Source organism: Hydrogenovibrio crunogenus, from assembly GCF_004786015.1.
GTDB classification, from domain to species: domain Bacteria; phylum Pseudomonadota; class Gammaproteobacteria; order Thiomicrospirales; family Thiomicrospiraceae; genus Hydrogenovibrio; species Hydrogenovibrio crunogenus.
Genome location: NZ_CP032096.1, coordinates 368,466 through 382,277, shown reverse-complemented (window position 1 = coordinate 382,277; position 13,812 = coordinate 368,466). Strand labels below are relative to the sequence as shown.

The following is a 13,812-nucleotide window of genomic DNA, read 5'->3' as shown; positions in this document are numbered from 1 at the left end:
GCCATACACACACTAGGGCATGGATTTCTGTTGACTTCTTTTTTCCATTGGCAGGTAGCAAGAGTTACCTGCGCCTGTGTATATTTGAGTCGGTCGGAAAATCTTATTGTTTTGCAACTGTTCACGCCAGTGCGCCATCCAGCCAGCTGAACGTGCGACCGCAAAAATCGGCGTAAACAGTCCCGCGTCAAAGCCCATTTCCTTATACAAAATACCCGAATAAAAATCGACGTTCGGATACACCCCTTTATGTCCTAACAATTCTTCGCACACACGCTCCACTTCCATCGCGGTTGCAAACGCTTTGCTTAAAGAACCTGCATCGCTTTTCTTTTGTAATAACTCCGAAGACAGTTTTTGTAGGATAGTAGCTCGTGGGTCTTTCGTCTTATACTCACGGTGCCCCATTCCCCAAATCACCTTCTTTTCTGACAAACGCTTTTCAATATAAGGACGAGCATTTTCAGGCGTGCCAATTTCATCCAGCATTTCAATCACCTTCTGATTGGCTCCACCATGCAACGGGCCTGACAATGAAGCAATTGCCGAAGAAATAACCGAACAAGGGTTGGCCAATGTCGACCCGGTCACCATCGTGGTAAAGGTTGACGCATTAATGGTGTGTTCCGCATGCAAGATCAAGCAAGCATCCAACAACCGTGCCCAATCCTTATCAGGTTCCTCACCGGTCACCATATATAAAAAGTTTTCAGCGTAGGTAAGGTCTTTACGAGGCTCAATCGGGTCAAATCCATTACGCATGTGTTCCCACATTGCGACAAGCGTTCCCATATGCGAAATGATATTCACAGTTACTTCATTGATGTATTCCTGGTTTTCTGTGCCACCCTTCATATACTCTGTGCTCGGGTAGAAACTTGCCAAACTGGCAACAGCCACTTGCAACATATGCATGGGGTGCGTGGTTGCTGGCAAATTCTTCATAATCTCTCTTAGGTTATATTTAACCCGACGCGCATTACGAAGCTTATTTTCAAAGTCTGCTAACTCATCAGCCGTTGGTAAATTTCCAAACAAAAGCAGCAGCGTGGTTTCTTCAAAAGAAGAATATTCCGCCAGCTCCATAATGTCATAACCGCGATATGTCAAAATCCCTTTATTACCATCAATATAAGAGATTTCAGACTCTGTTGCAGGCACGCCTGCTAAACCAGGAATATATTCCATAATTTACCCTAACAAAGAAAAATGATTAAAAGGCATTACGCAAAATTCTTACCTGCAATGCCTTTTTGTTTAAAGCGTTTTAGAGATTAAACGCCGAAAGAAGAGCCACAACCACAGGTTGTCGTCGCATTTGGGTTCTCGATGACAAATCGAGCGCCTTGAAGGTCTTCCAAGTAATCGATTTTAGCGCCCATTAAATACTGGAAACTCATTGGATCGATCATTAGCTTAACACCGTCTTTTTCAACCACGGTATCATCTTCTGCTTGAGACTCGTCAAACGTAAAGCCATACTGAAACCCTGAGCAACCACCACCGGTGATGTACACACGTAATTTCAGTTCCGGATTCCCTTCATCTTGAATCAATCCACTGACTTTTGAAGCGGCTGCTTCGGTAAAATTAACTGGGGTAGGCATTTCAGACATGATCGCCTCCTACTATAATTGTCTATTAAAATGTAATTGTAACAAAAGCCCGCCAAATCTTCACGAAAGACTCAAGCGAATCTCTGCTCAACCCTCTTTAAGGCATTAAGGCAACCTGCTGCAATCCGGTTGTTTCAGGAAGGTCGCACAAGATATTCATATTCTGAACTGCTTGACCGGCCGCTCCTTTCACCAGGTTATCAATCACCGAAGAAACCACGACTTTGTTTCCGCCCGCGGGCCGATAAACCGCGATGCGGCACATGTTTGACCCTTTGACCATTCGCGTTTCAGGCAAACTGCCGAGTGGCATCACATCCACAAAGGGTTCATCCTGATAAGCGGCTTCCAGTACCGATTGAAGTTCAGCCTCTGAAACATCTTGGGTTAATGTCATATAAATGCTCGACTCCATTCCTCTGACCATAGGCACCAAGTGTGGCACAAACGTTAAGTCGACCGCTTGCCCTGTCGCCTTTTGGAACTTTTCTTGCATTTCAGGTAAATGACGGTGTCCTGCTGCACCATAAGCCTTGAAGCTTTCGCTCATTTCTGCGCCCAACATCGCAACCTTTGCGCCTCGTCCCGCTCCGCTGACGCCCGACTTACCATCGGCAAAAACCGCATCAAAACTGACCAGGCCTGCTTTCAATAGAGGTGTCGCCCCTAATAAAATACTGGTGGGATAACAGCCTGGATTAGCGATGACTTTTGCCTGTTTAATCTCTTCTCGAAACAACTCAGGTAGACCATAAGCCACTTGAGTCATAATGTCTGGACAACTGTGTTCCAAGCCATACCACTGTGTCCAAGTCGGCATGTCTTCAATCCGGAAATCGGCAGCCAAGTCAATGACCTTAACGCCCGCAGCAATCAAACTCGGCGTCATCTCCATCGCAACGCCATGCGGGGTCGCAAAGAAAACGATATCGCAAGCATTTAAAACCTCTACGGAAGGTTCTGAGAAAGCCAAACCATCATAATGACCTCTCAAATTCGGAAACAAATCGGCAACCTTTAACCCGGATTCGCTACGAGACGTAATCGCCACCACGTCTGCATTCGGATGGCTTGCTAAGATTCTTAACAGCTCTACACCGGTATAGCCTGTTCCACCCACGATACCAATTTTGATTTTTGTTTTTTCCATTCTCTCAACCACTTCATGTGAAATGAATCACATCTTTAAATTTTATCAATGCGTTCATTTTATCATTGAATGCCAATCACCACTAATGGCTTTTCGTTTCTCGATCTACAAGCCTTGTGCTTTTTTTCGGAATTGATCCTTTGTCATCAAGTCAGGTTCATCCAACCATAAAGGCACGTGACCCACTTCCCACTTGGGACGGTTTTTCATAATCGCCTTAAAGTAATTCGATTCCATCAGCTGTATTAACCATTGACGCAATGCCGGGTAACTTGCGGCCGCAAACCACTCTTTGTCAACATGGGCAAACTGTCGAATAAACGGAAAAATGGCAATGTCTGCTAGGCTAACCTTCGCGCCAAATAAATACCGGTCGCCTGCTTGATGAGTATTCTCTTGCAACTGATCTTCTAGATGCTGGAGAAAACGCTCACCTTGGGCACGATAATGTTTTGCTGACTTTTCTGGAAACCGGTCGGCATATTTATAATGATCCAGGTGAGGTTTAAATTCCTCGTCACACTGTTCCACTAGAGCTGACTGCTCTGAAGGCAAATCACCTTTTGAGTCCAGCCATTGATACGTATCTCTTTGAGATAATGCCCAGAGCATAATATCGAAACTTTCCTCCACCACACTATCATCTTGCAAGACCAGTACGGGGACCGTCCCTTTCGGAGAAGCCGTTAACATTGAAGCGGGCTTATCCCAAAATTCAATTTCACGTTGCTCCACTTGTACACCAGATAAATACAACCCCATTCTGGCACGCATCGCATAGGGGCATCGTCGATAGGAATACAATACTGGATGAGATTCAGACATACCGTTACCTTACTTTTACCGTCACAAATGCTTATCAAAAACAGCCAGGCCTGATTGTTTTTGATAAGCATTTAAGAGCAAAAAGCCCGCATAAAGCGGGCTCTTTGATTCTAAGCAGAACTTTAAATTGAGCATTTCAGCGAATTTAATTCACACAAAACGCGCCAATTTAAATTACATCATTCCGCCCATACCTCCCATGCCACCAGCTGCTGCCGCTGCATCTGCAGAAGCACCATCTTTAGAAGGAAGGTCTGCAATCGCAGCACCAGTAGTCAATACCAGACCGGCAACCGAAGCCGCATTTTGCAATGCTGAACGTGTTACTTTAGCTGGATCAATGATACCGGCTTTAATCATGTCTACATAGGTCTCAGAAGCCGCATCGAAGCCCATGTTATCTTTTGATTCCATAACCTTGTTAACAATAACTGACCCTTCTAAACCACAGTTTGCTGCGATTTGACGCATTGGCTCTTCCATTGCACGCAAGGCAATTTCAATCCCAAGTTGCTGCTCGTCATTATCACCTTTAACTTTGACTTTTGAACGCGCACGAACCAGAGCAACACCACCACCGGCAACAATCCCTTCTTGGACCGCTGCACGTGTCGCATGCAATGCATCGTCTACACGATCTTTCTTCTCTTTCATTTCAACTTCTGTCGCGGCACCCAGCTTGATAACCGCAACCCCGCCTGACAATTTAGCCAAACGCTCTTGAAGTTTCTCTGAATCATATTCAGAAGTCGTATTTTCAGCTTGAGAGCGAATTTGAGCACAACGGGCTTCAATATCTTCTTTCGCACCGGCACCGTCAATCAGTTTTGTGCTGTCTTTACCAACAACGGCAGACTTGGTTTCACCCAACATATCAAGCGACACATTTTCAAGTGTTAGACCAACTTCTTCAGAAATCACTGTACCACCTGTTAAAACCGCCATATCTTGCAGCATGGCTTTACGACGTTCACCGAAACCAGGCGCTTTAATTGCCGTTGCTTTTACAATACCACGCATGTTGTTGATAACCAATGTCGCCAACGCTTCACCATCAACATCTTCTGCGATGATCAATAATGGACGACCCGCTTTTGAAACCGCTTCCAATGTTGGTAGCAAGTCACGGATGTTTGAAATCTTTTTATCGTGTAACAAGATGTATGGGTTGTCTAATTCCGCGACCATTTTTTCTTGGTTGGTTACGAAATAAGGTGATAAGTAACCACGATCAAACTCCATCCCTTCAACCACGACAAGCTCATCATGCAAAGAAGACCCTTCTTCAACCGTGATGACACCTTCTGTCGAAACTTTCTCCATGGCTTCAGCAATCATTTTCCCAACCGCTGAATCAGAGTTGGCAGAAATCGTACCGACCTGTGCAATCGACTCTGTTGTCGTACAAGGAACAGACATTTTTTGAATTTCTTTAACTACGGCTTCAACCGCTTTATGAATACCACGGTTAAGGTCCATCGGGTTCATGCCTGCCGCAACCGACTTCATCCCTTCACGAACGATAGACTGCGCTAAAACTGTTGCTGTCGTTGTACCATCACCCGCCACATCATTGGTTTGAGAAGACACTTCTTTAACCATTTGTGCGCCCATGTTCATGAACTTATCTTCCAGTTCAATTTCACGAGCAACGGAAACACCATCTTTAGTGACCGTTGGTGCACCAAATGATTTTTCTAGCACAACATTACGCCCTTTAGGCCCTAAAGTTACTTTCACTGCATCCGCTAGGACATTGATCCCTTCAACCATCTTTTCGCGGGCGTCTAAACCTAATCTTACGTCTTTAGCCATCTTTAAATCCTTTTTGTATTCTGTTTAATGAATGTCTTAATTACTCTACAATCGCGATGATATCGTCTTCACGCATCACTTTAAGTGGTTTGCCAGCATCGTCTTTCACTTCTTGACCAGAGTACTGACCGAACATCACTTTATCGCCGACTTTTACAGTCATTGGAATAATTGAACCATTATCCGCCGCTTTACCTGGCCCTACAGCCACGACTTCGCCTAAGTTCTCTTTTTCTTGTGCAGAACCAGGTAGCAAAATACCGCCTGTTGATTCTTTTTGTTCTTCAACTTGACGAACGACCACTCGGTCATGTAACGGTTTTATATTCATAGGATTCTCCTAAAAGTTTGATAATTCATGGTTTTAGTTACTAAATTTTCAATAATTAGCACTCTACCATCGAGAGTGCTAATTATTTTATAGATTGGTTCATCACTGTCAAGCCTTATAGTGACGTTAATTTATTTTTCAAGGGTAAGAAAAGAAGATTTTAAAAGAAAATCCAAAAACGACCAGGCCTGGCCGTTTTAATCGCTAATCGACTAGAACCAAGTTATCACAATGAATCAAGAATTCACCATCACTATAACCCAGCAACTGGCTAATTTCCGAAGACGGATGCCCCATGATCTTTTGCGTTTCAAAAAAAGGATAATTCACCAATCCTCGTGCAACTTCCTGATTTTTTTCATTCACGCAAATTACCATTTCTCCACGTTGAAATTCACCACTCATGTCTTTCACGCCAATCGGCAACAGACTTTTACCGGAAGACTGCAACGCTTTCACCGCGCCTTCATCCAACACCAATTGACCTTTAGCCTGTAAATGCCCCGCCAACCATCGCTTCTTAGCCGTCAAAGGCTCTAAATCAGGAATCAGCAACGTCCCCAGTGATTCCCCCGCCAACAATCGAGGCAACACATTATCTTCTCGCCCGGAAGCAATAAAGGTTGCCGTTCCAGAGCGAGCTGCGCGTTTGGCCGCCATGACTTTGGTATACATGCCGCCTTTTCCTAAACTGCCGCCTTCAGAACTGGCCATCGCTTCAATATCTTTTCGGCTGACCTGCGCTTCGGAAATCAGCTCGGCATTCGGATTGGTGCGCGGGTTGTCATTGTATAGACCATTTTGATCAGTCAAAATCACTAGCACATCCGCCGACACTAAGTTCGCTGTCAATGCCGCCAACGTATCATTATCTCCAAAGCGAATTTCATCAGTCACGACTGTATCATTCTCATTAATGACCGGCACAACTCCATGCTCTAATAATGTCTGAATAGTATTCGAGGCATTCAAATAACGCGCACGGTTAGACAAATCATCATGTGTCATCAAGATTTGCGCGGTATGAATCCCATTTTTAGCAAATTCAGATTCATATGCCTGCACCAAGCCCATTTGCCCAACCGCGGCAGCGGCTTGCAATTCGTTCAGCTCAGAAGGTCTTTTAGACCAACCCAGACGCTGCATGCCTTCCGCCACAGAACCGGAAGAGACAATCACAAGCTCAATCCCTTTTTGACGTAAAGCCACCATCTGGGATACCCATTGCGCCATCGCCTCTTTATTCAGACCACGACCATCATTGGTTAACAGGGCGCTGCCAATTTTAACCACCCAACGGCGTGATTTTTGATGGATATCTGATCGAGTTAACACGATACTTCCTTACTCTTCAACAGCTTGTTCTTGAGCTTTTAAACGATTTTGCTCTAAACCATAGGCCACTTCTTTCACCAACTCATCCGTTCCCACTCGGTTCACCGCTGAGATGGCAAAAACCGGCCCTGTCCAATTCAAACGCTCGACGATTTGATCACACAATTCATTAGCCTCTTCTTCTAACAGTAAGTCGGTCTTATTCAAAACCAACCAACGTTCTTTACCCGCCAAGGCATCACTGTACTTTTCCAATTCTTGCTCAATCACATGTACCGACTCAACCGGATCCGTTCCATCGATTGGGGCAATATCCACCACATGTAAAAGCAGCCCGGTACGAGACAAATGCTTCAAGAACTGCACCCCTAAGCCTGCGCCTTCCGAAGCACCTTCAATCAAACCTGGAATATCAGCAATCACAAAACTGGATTCAGGCGAGACCCGCACCACCCCTAAGTTCGGATACAGCGTTGTAAAGGGGTAATTCGCAACCTTAGGACGAGCAGCGGAAACGGCGGTAATCAGGCTCGACTTCCCTGCATTTGGCATCCCTAACAGCCCAACATCGGCCAACACAGACAGTTCAAGCCCTAGGTTGCGTTCATCCCCAGGTTCACCAGGCGTACATTGACGTGGCGTACGATTGGTACTGCTCTTAAAGTGCACATTTCCTAACCCATGACGCCCACCGTGAGCCACCAATAACTTTTGACCGTGCTCGACCAGATCGCCAATCACTTCCTGCGTATCAAGATCTCGAACAATCGTTCCTTCCGGCACAGGGATAATCAAGTCTTGCCCTGCACGCCCGGTTTTTTGCTGCCCCATGCCGGCTTGTCCGTTCTGGGCTTTATAGTCTCGAGTATAACGAAAATCAATCAACGTATTGATATTACGGTCAGCAATTAAATAAATACTACCACCATCGCCTCCGTCGCCCCCGTTAGGACCTCCGAATGGAATATATTTTTCACGGCGAAAACTTGCGACGCCGTTTCCACCGCGCCCCGCTTCTACCCGAATATTGGCTTCATCTACAAATTGCATGACCTTAATCCTATTTCCCTAATCATAACTAGCGTGGACACATCCAGCTCGGTGCATTATTTGCACCCTATTTTAGCTTAGAGAAAACATTTAACCTAGAAATAAAAAAGCCCCGACACAGCGGGGCTTTTGATAACAATGTCTGTGACTATTTAATTAGTCAGCTTTAATTGTTACGAACGTACGTAGTGGCTTACCTTTTGTTACGAAAGCAACTTCACCGGTTGCTTTTGCAAACAAAGTATCGTCTTTACCGCGACCAACATTATCACCCGCATGAAACTTCGTTCCACGTTGACGAACAATAATGCTTCCTGCTAGAACTTGCTCACCACCAAAACGTTTAACGCCTAATCGCTTAGCATTAGAATCGCGACCGTTTTTAGTACTACCTGCAGCCTTTTTATGAGCCATGGTGACATCTCCTGTTAACCTGATTATTCCCTACTCAGAAATAATGCGAGGTTTTAATTAATCGACCAAACTTACTGTATAACAACAAGTTTAAAAAATTAAGCTGAAATACCTGTAATTTCAACTTCAGTATAATTTTGACGATGGCCTTGCTTAGTACGTGATCTGTTCTTACGACGACGGAACTTGATGATTGTTACTTTTTTACCACGACCGTTTGCTTTAACGGTTGCTGCAACTTTTGCACCTTCAACAAGAGGTGCACCTACTTTAACATCTGCACCTTCACCAACCATCATGACTTGATCAAATTCAACCTTGTCGCCTTCGTTTGCATCTAAGGACTCGACACGTAAAATTTGACCTTCACGAACACGATATTGCTTACCACCGGTTTTAATTACCGCATACATTCTTGGAAACTCCCGGTTTCAATTTCATTAATTCTGTTTTCACACCGTCAGAAACGGCAAAGGCGGGATTATATAACCTTTTCTATTTTAGGTCAAACACCAATCAGGATAAATTGTAAAAAAACTTTATCACGCGATAAAATGCCTCAAAGCCCCTGTTTTTTCTTGAAAAAAACCATTTACAGCTTTGCATCTATAGCGTTTCATACTAAACTTTGCGTCTTAACTAATCAATGATACCCCTATTAGACTTATGACGCTTTCACAGATTCGAAAACTTATTCAGGATGACATTGAGGCGACTGACCAACTGATTCTGTCTAAACTGTCTTCCGATGTGGTTCTTATTAATCAAATTGGCCACTACATTATCAATAGTGGCGGAAAGCGTTTACGCCCTTTACTGGTTTTATTATCCGCACACGCCTGTGACTACCAAGGCAAACATCATCTCACCCTTGCTGCGGTCATTGAATTCATTCACACATCCACCTTATTACATGATGATGTCGTAGATGAATCTGAAACCCGGCGCGGTAACCAAACCGCGAATGAAGTTTGGGGAAATGCTGCCAGCGTACTGGTGGGGGATTTCTTGTATTCTCGTTCATTCGAAATGATGGTGGAACCTGGCATTATGCGCATCATGGAAGTCATGTCTGAAACCACAAATGTGATTGCAGAAGGAGAAGTCCTCCAATTGCTTAACTGCCATGATGCTGACACCACTAGCGAACGCTACATGGAAGTGATTCACCGAAAAACCGCTAAATTATTTGAAGCGGCTACTGTATTAGGCCCTATCCTAGCTGAAAAACCTGAACTGGAATCCGCCTTTGCATCCTACGGTCGTCACCTTGGCGCAGCTTTCCAGCTCATTGATGATGCGCTGGACTATATGGCTGACGCTGATCAACTTGGCAAAAACCTGGGAGATGACTTAGCAGAAGGCAAACCGACTTTGCCTTTAATCTATGTCCTTGAGAATGGAACGGATGAAGAAAAGTCACTGATTCGTAAAGCCATTGAAACCGAAGGCATTAAATTATTGAAAGAAGTCACGTCCATCATTCAAACCTCCGGCGCCATTCAATACACACAAGAAGTTGCGACTCAAGAAGCTGAAAAAGCTAAGGATGCTCTCGCTCCGCTGAACGATTCTGAGATTAAACAGGCGTTATTATCTTTGGCGGACTTAGCGGTTCAAAGAAACCACTAAAAAACCGGCCTCATTCTATTTAACTCTTGAACTTGGAATTCTTTGCTTTCCTTTAAAATGTTTATCAAGCGTTTGCTGTAACTGAGCTTCTTGCTTTTCCGCTTCCTCAGCAGCAATCGCTTCTTCTAAGGCCTTACGCTCTAAATCAACAAACTTCTTATACAAATCCAAGTTATCAATTTTTGTTTTTTCCCAATCAATTCGACGCATTAACCAGCCAACAAAGAATCGAATTACATGACACTCATCTAAGCTGGCGTATAAGATTTCCGGTTTCGGTCGAAAGCCATGAAGCCGCTCGACAACAATCAATTGTTTGTTGCGATCAGGATGTATCCGCAAATACCCTTGTCGATCTTCATCCAGACTCGTACTGTAATACAACCGTACAACCTTGTTAATGCTGAACATCGCTTTAGTCAAAATCGTCGATTCTGGCTTCCCATTTACCCCAACAGTATGAATAAAAATATTCTGCGTCATAATGGCGCGTGCAAATCGCTCAACCTCATCAAAAGGAACGATTTCTTTTTTATCTTCCGTCGCTAGTTTGTGCTGACGAACTTCTTCCGACTTACGCTCTAACTTTTTGAAGAAATATTGTAAGGCGGGTGTGATTTCAGATTTATTCATATTGGCTCCCCCTATAGACTGTTATCGACCAAAATCGAAAACAATTAAGCCAATTTTTAAAATACTTTATTCAAACAAAAAAGCTCCAATAAATGGAGCCTTTAAGAACAATGAAAGCTGAATAACCAAGGACTTTTTAAAACGGTAAAGAATACAAAAACCATCTCAATACTTATACAACCATAATTAATTCATATAGATAGATGAATTTAATATCAACTAAATAGGAACTTTTGTTGATTATAAAACTCAATTAACCCACTTTAGTCCTTATTTATTTAAAAATTCGTTATTAAAAAGATATATTTTTTTCTTGACCTAGAGTCAACTCCATACAATAAGATAGTTTCAATCCAGATAATTTAGAGAGTACTAAATGCTTAAATTAGAAATATTCTTTACCCCAAGCTGCGGAAAGTGCAGTAAAGCAAAAGCTAATTTTAAGAAGATCGTCAACCAACTAAATGATGAAATGTAGTGGTCAAGTAAATTTGGCCACGTCTTTAGAGCAATTTAACCAGTAAATCTGCTCCGCCTTATTTGGCGTTTTACCGCCGTTAAATTGATGCGGCCTCACCTGTGAGTAATACCCCAGAATGTAATTTCCGATGTGTTTTTTGGCCTCTGCCAGATTCCGATAACCCGCTGTTGGAATCCATTCAGTCTTTAAGCTTCTAAAGAAGCGTTCCATTGGGCTGTTATCCCAGCAATTTCCTCTGCGACTCAAGCTCTGTTTTATCTTGTATCGCCACAGCGATTGGCGATATTTAACACTGGTATAATGGGTTCCTTGGTCGGAGTGAAACATCACACCTTCCGGTTTCCCCCTAGACTCATGAGCTATCGTTAAGGCTTTGACTGTCAATTCCGAATCAGGAGAGTAACTCATAGCCCAGCCAATAGGTTTTCTGGCAAACAGGTCTAGCACTACGGCAAGATAAGCCCAGCGATTGCCCGTCCAGATATAGGTGACATCACCCGACCACACTTCGTTCGGTTTACTCGGTGAAAACTGTCTATCGAGCAAGTTAGGTATGGCAATGTGTTCTTGCAACGCTTTTTTGTAGTTATGCTTCGGCAACTGGCAGCTTTGTAGTCGCAATTGCTTCATCATCTTGCCAGCACGATAACGACTGATTGGTAATTCTCTATCAGAGGATATCTGCTCAATCGTTCTTGCCCCGGCTGAACCGTTGCTTTCCGCATGAATTCGCCGAACCATAGCGAGTTCTTTAACTCGTTTGGCATTCGGTCGTCTGCGACGATTTTTCCAGTATTTAAACGTGCTACGGTGAACCTGGAAGACCTTGCAAAGACGCTTGACTGAATAGCGCTCCTGAAGCTTTTTGATGACCTTCAGCTGTTCAGTGAATCCGACATCAAGAGCGCTGTAGCCTTTTTTAATATGTCTTTTTCCTCTTCGAGGTACTTAACCCGCTTTTTGAGTTGCTGAATCTCAATCTGTTCAGGCGTTAAAGCACTGGCTTTAGGCGTTTTACCTTTGCGTTCTTCACGCAACTGCTTAACCCACTTATTCATCGTTGATAAACCAACACCCATGGCTTCAGCGGCTTCTGATGCCGTATAGCCCTGGTCAACGACCAATTGCGCAGATTCAAGTTTGAATTCGGCTGAAAATGTTCTTCTTGTCTTTGTCATTTTGACTCACCTTTTTGATTTAGATGCATTTTAGCATCTCCAATTAGGTGGCCAATTTCACTTTACCACTACAAAACAATTGAATGGCGTGAAGTCAATATTATAGAAGAAATGGAGTATGCGATTGAGCTTGGAGTATTATCCACTCCTTCCATAGCAATAAATGGGGAGCTTACATTCACAGCATTACCAACATATCACAAGCTACTTGAAGCTATAAAAGTACACACTAGTGTCTAATATGGAAATTGCAATGATAGCAAGACAAAAAAACACTCAATTTTATAAGATTGGTGAAGTTTCTGAAATAACAGCTCTATCTATTGATACGCTTCGATATTATGAAAAAATCGGTTTGTTGAACAATATCAATCGCACTTCTTCAGGCGTAAGGCTTTACAGCGAACAAAATTTATCCTGCATCAGGTTTATCCAACGTGCAAAAACTATGAATTTTTCACTCGATGAAATTTCAAGTTTATTACAAATGCGTGAAAATCCAGGCCATGCAAAAAATAATGTAAGAGAGCTTACAAAAACTAAACTCATTGAAGTTGAAGCTCAATTAAAAACACTCAACACTCTTCAAAAAGAATTAACACTATTAATCAACCTTTGCTCAGGATCAAAAGATGGCTGCCCAATCATAGAAGAGATAACCCCGAAATAAATTAATAAAAAAAGCAGTTCAAACTAATTTTAAATGCCCTATTAAAATGCTTTTACCAAAAATATTAACTCTAAAAATGAAATAAAAGAGCACTCATAATATCTGATAGTTTGCAAAATCTAACAACTTTATTATTTAACTACGTTATAAAAAGGAAAATACAATGCTTAAGTACTTAATTTTAGCTTCAGGATTAATAAGTTTTTTTATACCAACAATTTCAAGTGCAGACTCTCGTGCAACAAACCCTATTCCATTTGTTGTTGAATTAACCAGAAATAGTGAAAACTTTGGACATCGACGAGCCCTCCTTCAAATAAATGAAGTTATAAACGAAATTGGCGAAGATAAATTAGCTATTACTGTCGTGGCTTACGAAAATGGCATCCACGCATTATTAGCAGACAATCCTAAAACTTCACAACTGTTAACAAAGTTGTCGAATCGTGGGGTAACTTTTAAGGCATGCAAGATTAGTATGAAGTCCTGGGGATTAAGTGAAGAACAATTCCCGTTAGAGGTTGAATACGTTCCTGCTGGCGCACCAGAGATGATTAGATTGCAAATGAAAGGCTATAAATATTGGAAACAATAACCACCCATGCCCCAAAACTCATAATTTTTTTATATCTAAAAACAAAAAACCCCTACATAAGGGGCTCTTTCTTTTCTATATCAACAT

At 42.8% G+C, this 13,812-nt stretch carries 15 protein-coding genes; 3 read left to right on the top strand and 12 right to left on the bottom strand.

Annotation, left to right across the window (positions count from 1 at the left end):
• Positions 1–12: 12 nt before the first annotated feature.
• The 10 genes from GHNINEIG_RS01760 to rplU all read right to left on the bottom strand — a co-directional run bounded on the left by GHNINEIG_RS01760 (position 13) and on the right by rplU (position 8,949).
• The gene (locus GHNINEIG_RS01760; protein ID WP_135795047.1) at positions 13–1,188 is read right to left on the bottom strand and encodes a citrate synthase; all 1,176 of its coding nucleotides are present in this window, start codon (positions 1,186–1,188) and stop codon (positions 13–15) included.
• A gap of 86 nt (positions 1,189–1,274) precedes the next feature.
• Entirely contained in the window at positions 1,275–1,616 is a 342-nt protein-coding gene (gene erpA, locus GHNINEIG_RS01755) for an iron-sulfur cluster insertion protein ErpA (RefSeq protein WP_135795046.1), read from the bottom strand.
• Positions 1,617–1,713: 97 nt separating this feature from the next.
• Positions 1,714–2,766 (bottom strand): N-acetyl-gamma-glutamyl-phosphate reductase, encoded by a 1,053-nt coding sequence (gene argC / locus GHNINEIG_RS01750; protein WP_135795045.1) that lies wholly within the window; start codon positions 2,764–2,766, stop codon positions 1,714–1,716.
• Between the two features lie 105 nt (positions 2,767–2,871).
• Positions 2,872–3,591 carry a glutathione S-transferase gene (locus GHNINEIG_RS01745; RefSeq protein ID WP_135795044.1) on the bottom strand — a complete coding sequence of 240 codons (720 nt, stop codon included), beginning with the start codon at positions 3,589–3,591 and terminating at the stop codon, positions 2,872–2,874.
• A 174-nt stretch (positions 3,592–3,765) separates the two neighbouring features.
• Positions 3,766–5,406, bottom strand: a complete 1,641-nt coding sequence (gene groL / locus GHNINEIG_RS01740) for a chaperonin GroEL (RefSeq protein WP_135795043.1) — start codon at positions 5,404–5,406, stop codon at positions 3,766–3,768.
• Between the two features lie 40 nt (positions 5,407–5,446).
• Entirely contained in the window at positions 5,447–5,737 is a 291-nt protein-coding gene (locus tag GHNINEIG_RS01735) for a co-chaperone GroES (protein ID WP_011369766.1), read from the bottom strand.
• A gap of 204 nt (positions 5,738–5,941) precedes the next feature.
• A complete protein-coding gene (gene proB, locus GHNINEIG_RS01730; RefSeq protein ID WP_135795042.1) occupies positions 5,942–7,072 on the bottom strand; it encodes a glutamate 5-kinase in 1,131 nt (376 codons plus the stop codon).
• Positions 7,073–7,081: 9 nt separating this feature from the next.
• Positions 7,082–8,122 (bottom strand): Obg family GTPase CgtA, encoded by a 1,041-nt coding sequence (cgtA, locus tag GHNINEIG_RS01725; protein WP_135795041.1) that lies wholly within the window; start codon positions 8,120–8,122, stop codon positions 7,082–7,084.
• 156 nt (positions 8,123–8,278) lie between these two features.
• Positions 8,279–8,536 carry a 50S ribosomal protein L27 gene (gene rpmA / locus GHNINEIG_RS01720; RefSeq protein ID WP_011369763.1) on the bottom strand — a complete coding sequence of 86 codons (258 nt, stop codon included), beginning with the start codon at positions 8,534–8,536 and terminating at the stop codon, positions 8,279–8,281.
• A gap of 98 nt (positions 8,537–8,634) precedes the next feature.
• On the bottom strand, positions 8,635–8,949 hold the full coding sequence (gene rplU / locus GHNINEIG_RS01715) for a 50S ribosomal protein L21 (protein WP_135795040.1): 315 nt from the start codon (positions 8,947–8,949) through the stop codon (positions 8,635–8,637).
• A gap of 253 nt (positions 8,950–9,202) precedes the next feature.
• On the opposite strand from rplU, the gene ispB reads away from it, so the two are divergent.
• A complete protein-coding gene (gene ispB / locus GHNINEIG_RS01710; protein ID WP_135795039.1) occupies positions 9,203–10,168 on the top strand; it encodes an octaprenyl diphosphate synthase in 966 nt (321 codons plus the stop codon).
• Between the two features lie 15 nt (positions 10,169–10,183).
• On the opposite strand, the gene GHNINEIG_RS01705 is transcribed toward ispB, so the two are convergent.
• Together GHNINEIG_RS01705 and GHNINEIG_RS01700 are read right to left on the bottom strand one after the other, a co-directional pair.
• Entirely contained in the window at positions 10,184–10,801 is a 618-nt protein-coding gene (locus GHNINEIG_RS01705) for a hypothetical protein (RefSeq protein ID WP_135795038.1), read from the bottom strand.
• A 481-nt stretch (positions 10,802–11,282) separates the two neighbouring features.
• Positions 11,283–12,460, bottom strand: a protein-coding gene (locus GHNINEIG_RS01700; protein ID WP_135795037.1) for an IS3 family transposase whose coding sequence is annotated in 2 segments (ribosomal slippage) — positions 11,283–12,196 and positions 12,196–12,460 — 1,179 coding nt in all. Because the reading frame shifts where the segments join, the coding sequence is not laid out codon by codon here.
• A gap of 253 nt (positions 12,461–12,713) precedes the next feature.
• Between GHNINEIG_RS01700 and GHNINEIG_RS01690 the strand changes: the two genes are divergently transcribed.
• Together GHNINEIG_RS01690 and GHNINEIG_RS01685 are read left to right on the top strand one after the other, a co-directional pair.
• Positions 12,714–13,130: a heavy metal-responsive transcriptional regulator gene (locus tag GHNINEIG_RS01690; RefSeq protein ID WP_223260912.1), complete on the top strand. Its 417-nt coding sequence runs from the start codon at positions 12,714–12,716 to the stop codon at positions 13,128–13,130.
• Positions 13,131–13,293: 163 nt separating this feature from the next.
• Positions 13,294–13,725, top strand: coding sequence for a DsrE family protein (locus tag GHNINEIG_RS01685; RefSeq protein ID WP_135795034.1), 432 nt, complete (start codon positions 13,294–13,296; stop codon positions 13,723–13,725).
• Positions 13,726–13,812: the final 87 nt, after the last annotated feature.

What these genes read in the sequence shown, in the direction of transcription:
- rpmA (WP_011369763.1), bottom strand. Translation starts at nt 8,536, where the DNA reads ATGGCTCATAAAAAGGCTGCAGGTAGTACTAAAAACGGTCGCGATTCT.
- GHNINEIG_RS01705 (WP_135795038.1), bottom strand. Translation starts at nt 10,801, where the DNA reads ATGAATAAATCTGAAATCACACCCGCCTTACAATATTTCTTCAAAAAG.
- GHNINEIG_RS01690 (WP_223260912.1), top strand. Translation starts at nt 12,714, where the DNA reads ATGATAGCAAGACAAAAAAACACTCAATTTTATAAGATTGGTGAAGTT.
- GHNINEIG_RS01760 (WP_135795047.1), bottom strand. Translation starts at nt 1,188, where the DNA reads ATGGAATATATTCCTGGTTTAGCAGGCGTGCCTGCAACAGAGTCTGAA.
- groL (WP_135795043.1), bottom strand. Translation starts at nt 5,406, where the DNA reads ATGGCTAAAGACGTAAGATTAGGTTTAGACGCCCGCGAAAAGATGGTT.
- GHNINEIG_RS01685 (WP_135795034.1), top strand. Translation starts at nt 13,294, where the DNA reads ATGCTTAAGTACTTAATTTTAGCTTCAGGATTAATAAGTTTTTTTATA.
- cgtA (WP_135795041.1), bottom strand. Translation starts at nt 8,122, where the DNA reads ATGCAATTTGTAGATGAAGCCAATATTCGGGTAGAAGCGGGGCGCGGT.
- rplU (WP_135795040.1), bottom strand. Translation starts at nt 8,949, where the DNA reads ATGTATGCGGTAATTAAAACCGGTGGTAAGCAATATCGTGTTCGTGAA.
- argC (WP_135795045.1), bottom strand. Translation starts at nt 2,766, where the DNA reads ATGGAAAAAACAAAAATCAAAATTGGTATCGTGGGTGGAACAGGCTAT.
- GHNINEIG_RS01745 (WP_135795044.1), bottom strand. Translation starts at nt 3,591, where the DNA reads ATGTCTGAATCTCATCCAGTATTGTATTCCTATCGACGATGCCCCTAT.
- ispB (WP_135795039.1), top strand. Translation starts at nt 9,203, where the DNA reads ATGACGCTTTCACAGATTCGAAAACTTATTCAGGATGACATTGAGGCG.
- GHNINEIG_RS01735 (WP_011369766.1), bottom strand. Translation starts at nt 5,737, where the DNA reads ATGAATATAAAACCGTTACATGACCGAGTGGTCGTTCGTCAAGTTGAA.
- erpA (WP_135795046.1), bottom strand. Translation starts at nt 1,616, where the DNA reads ATGTCTGAAATGCCTACCCCAGTTAATTTTACCGAAGCAGCCGCTTCA.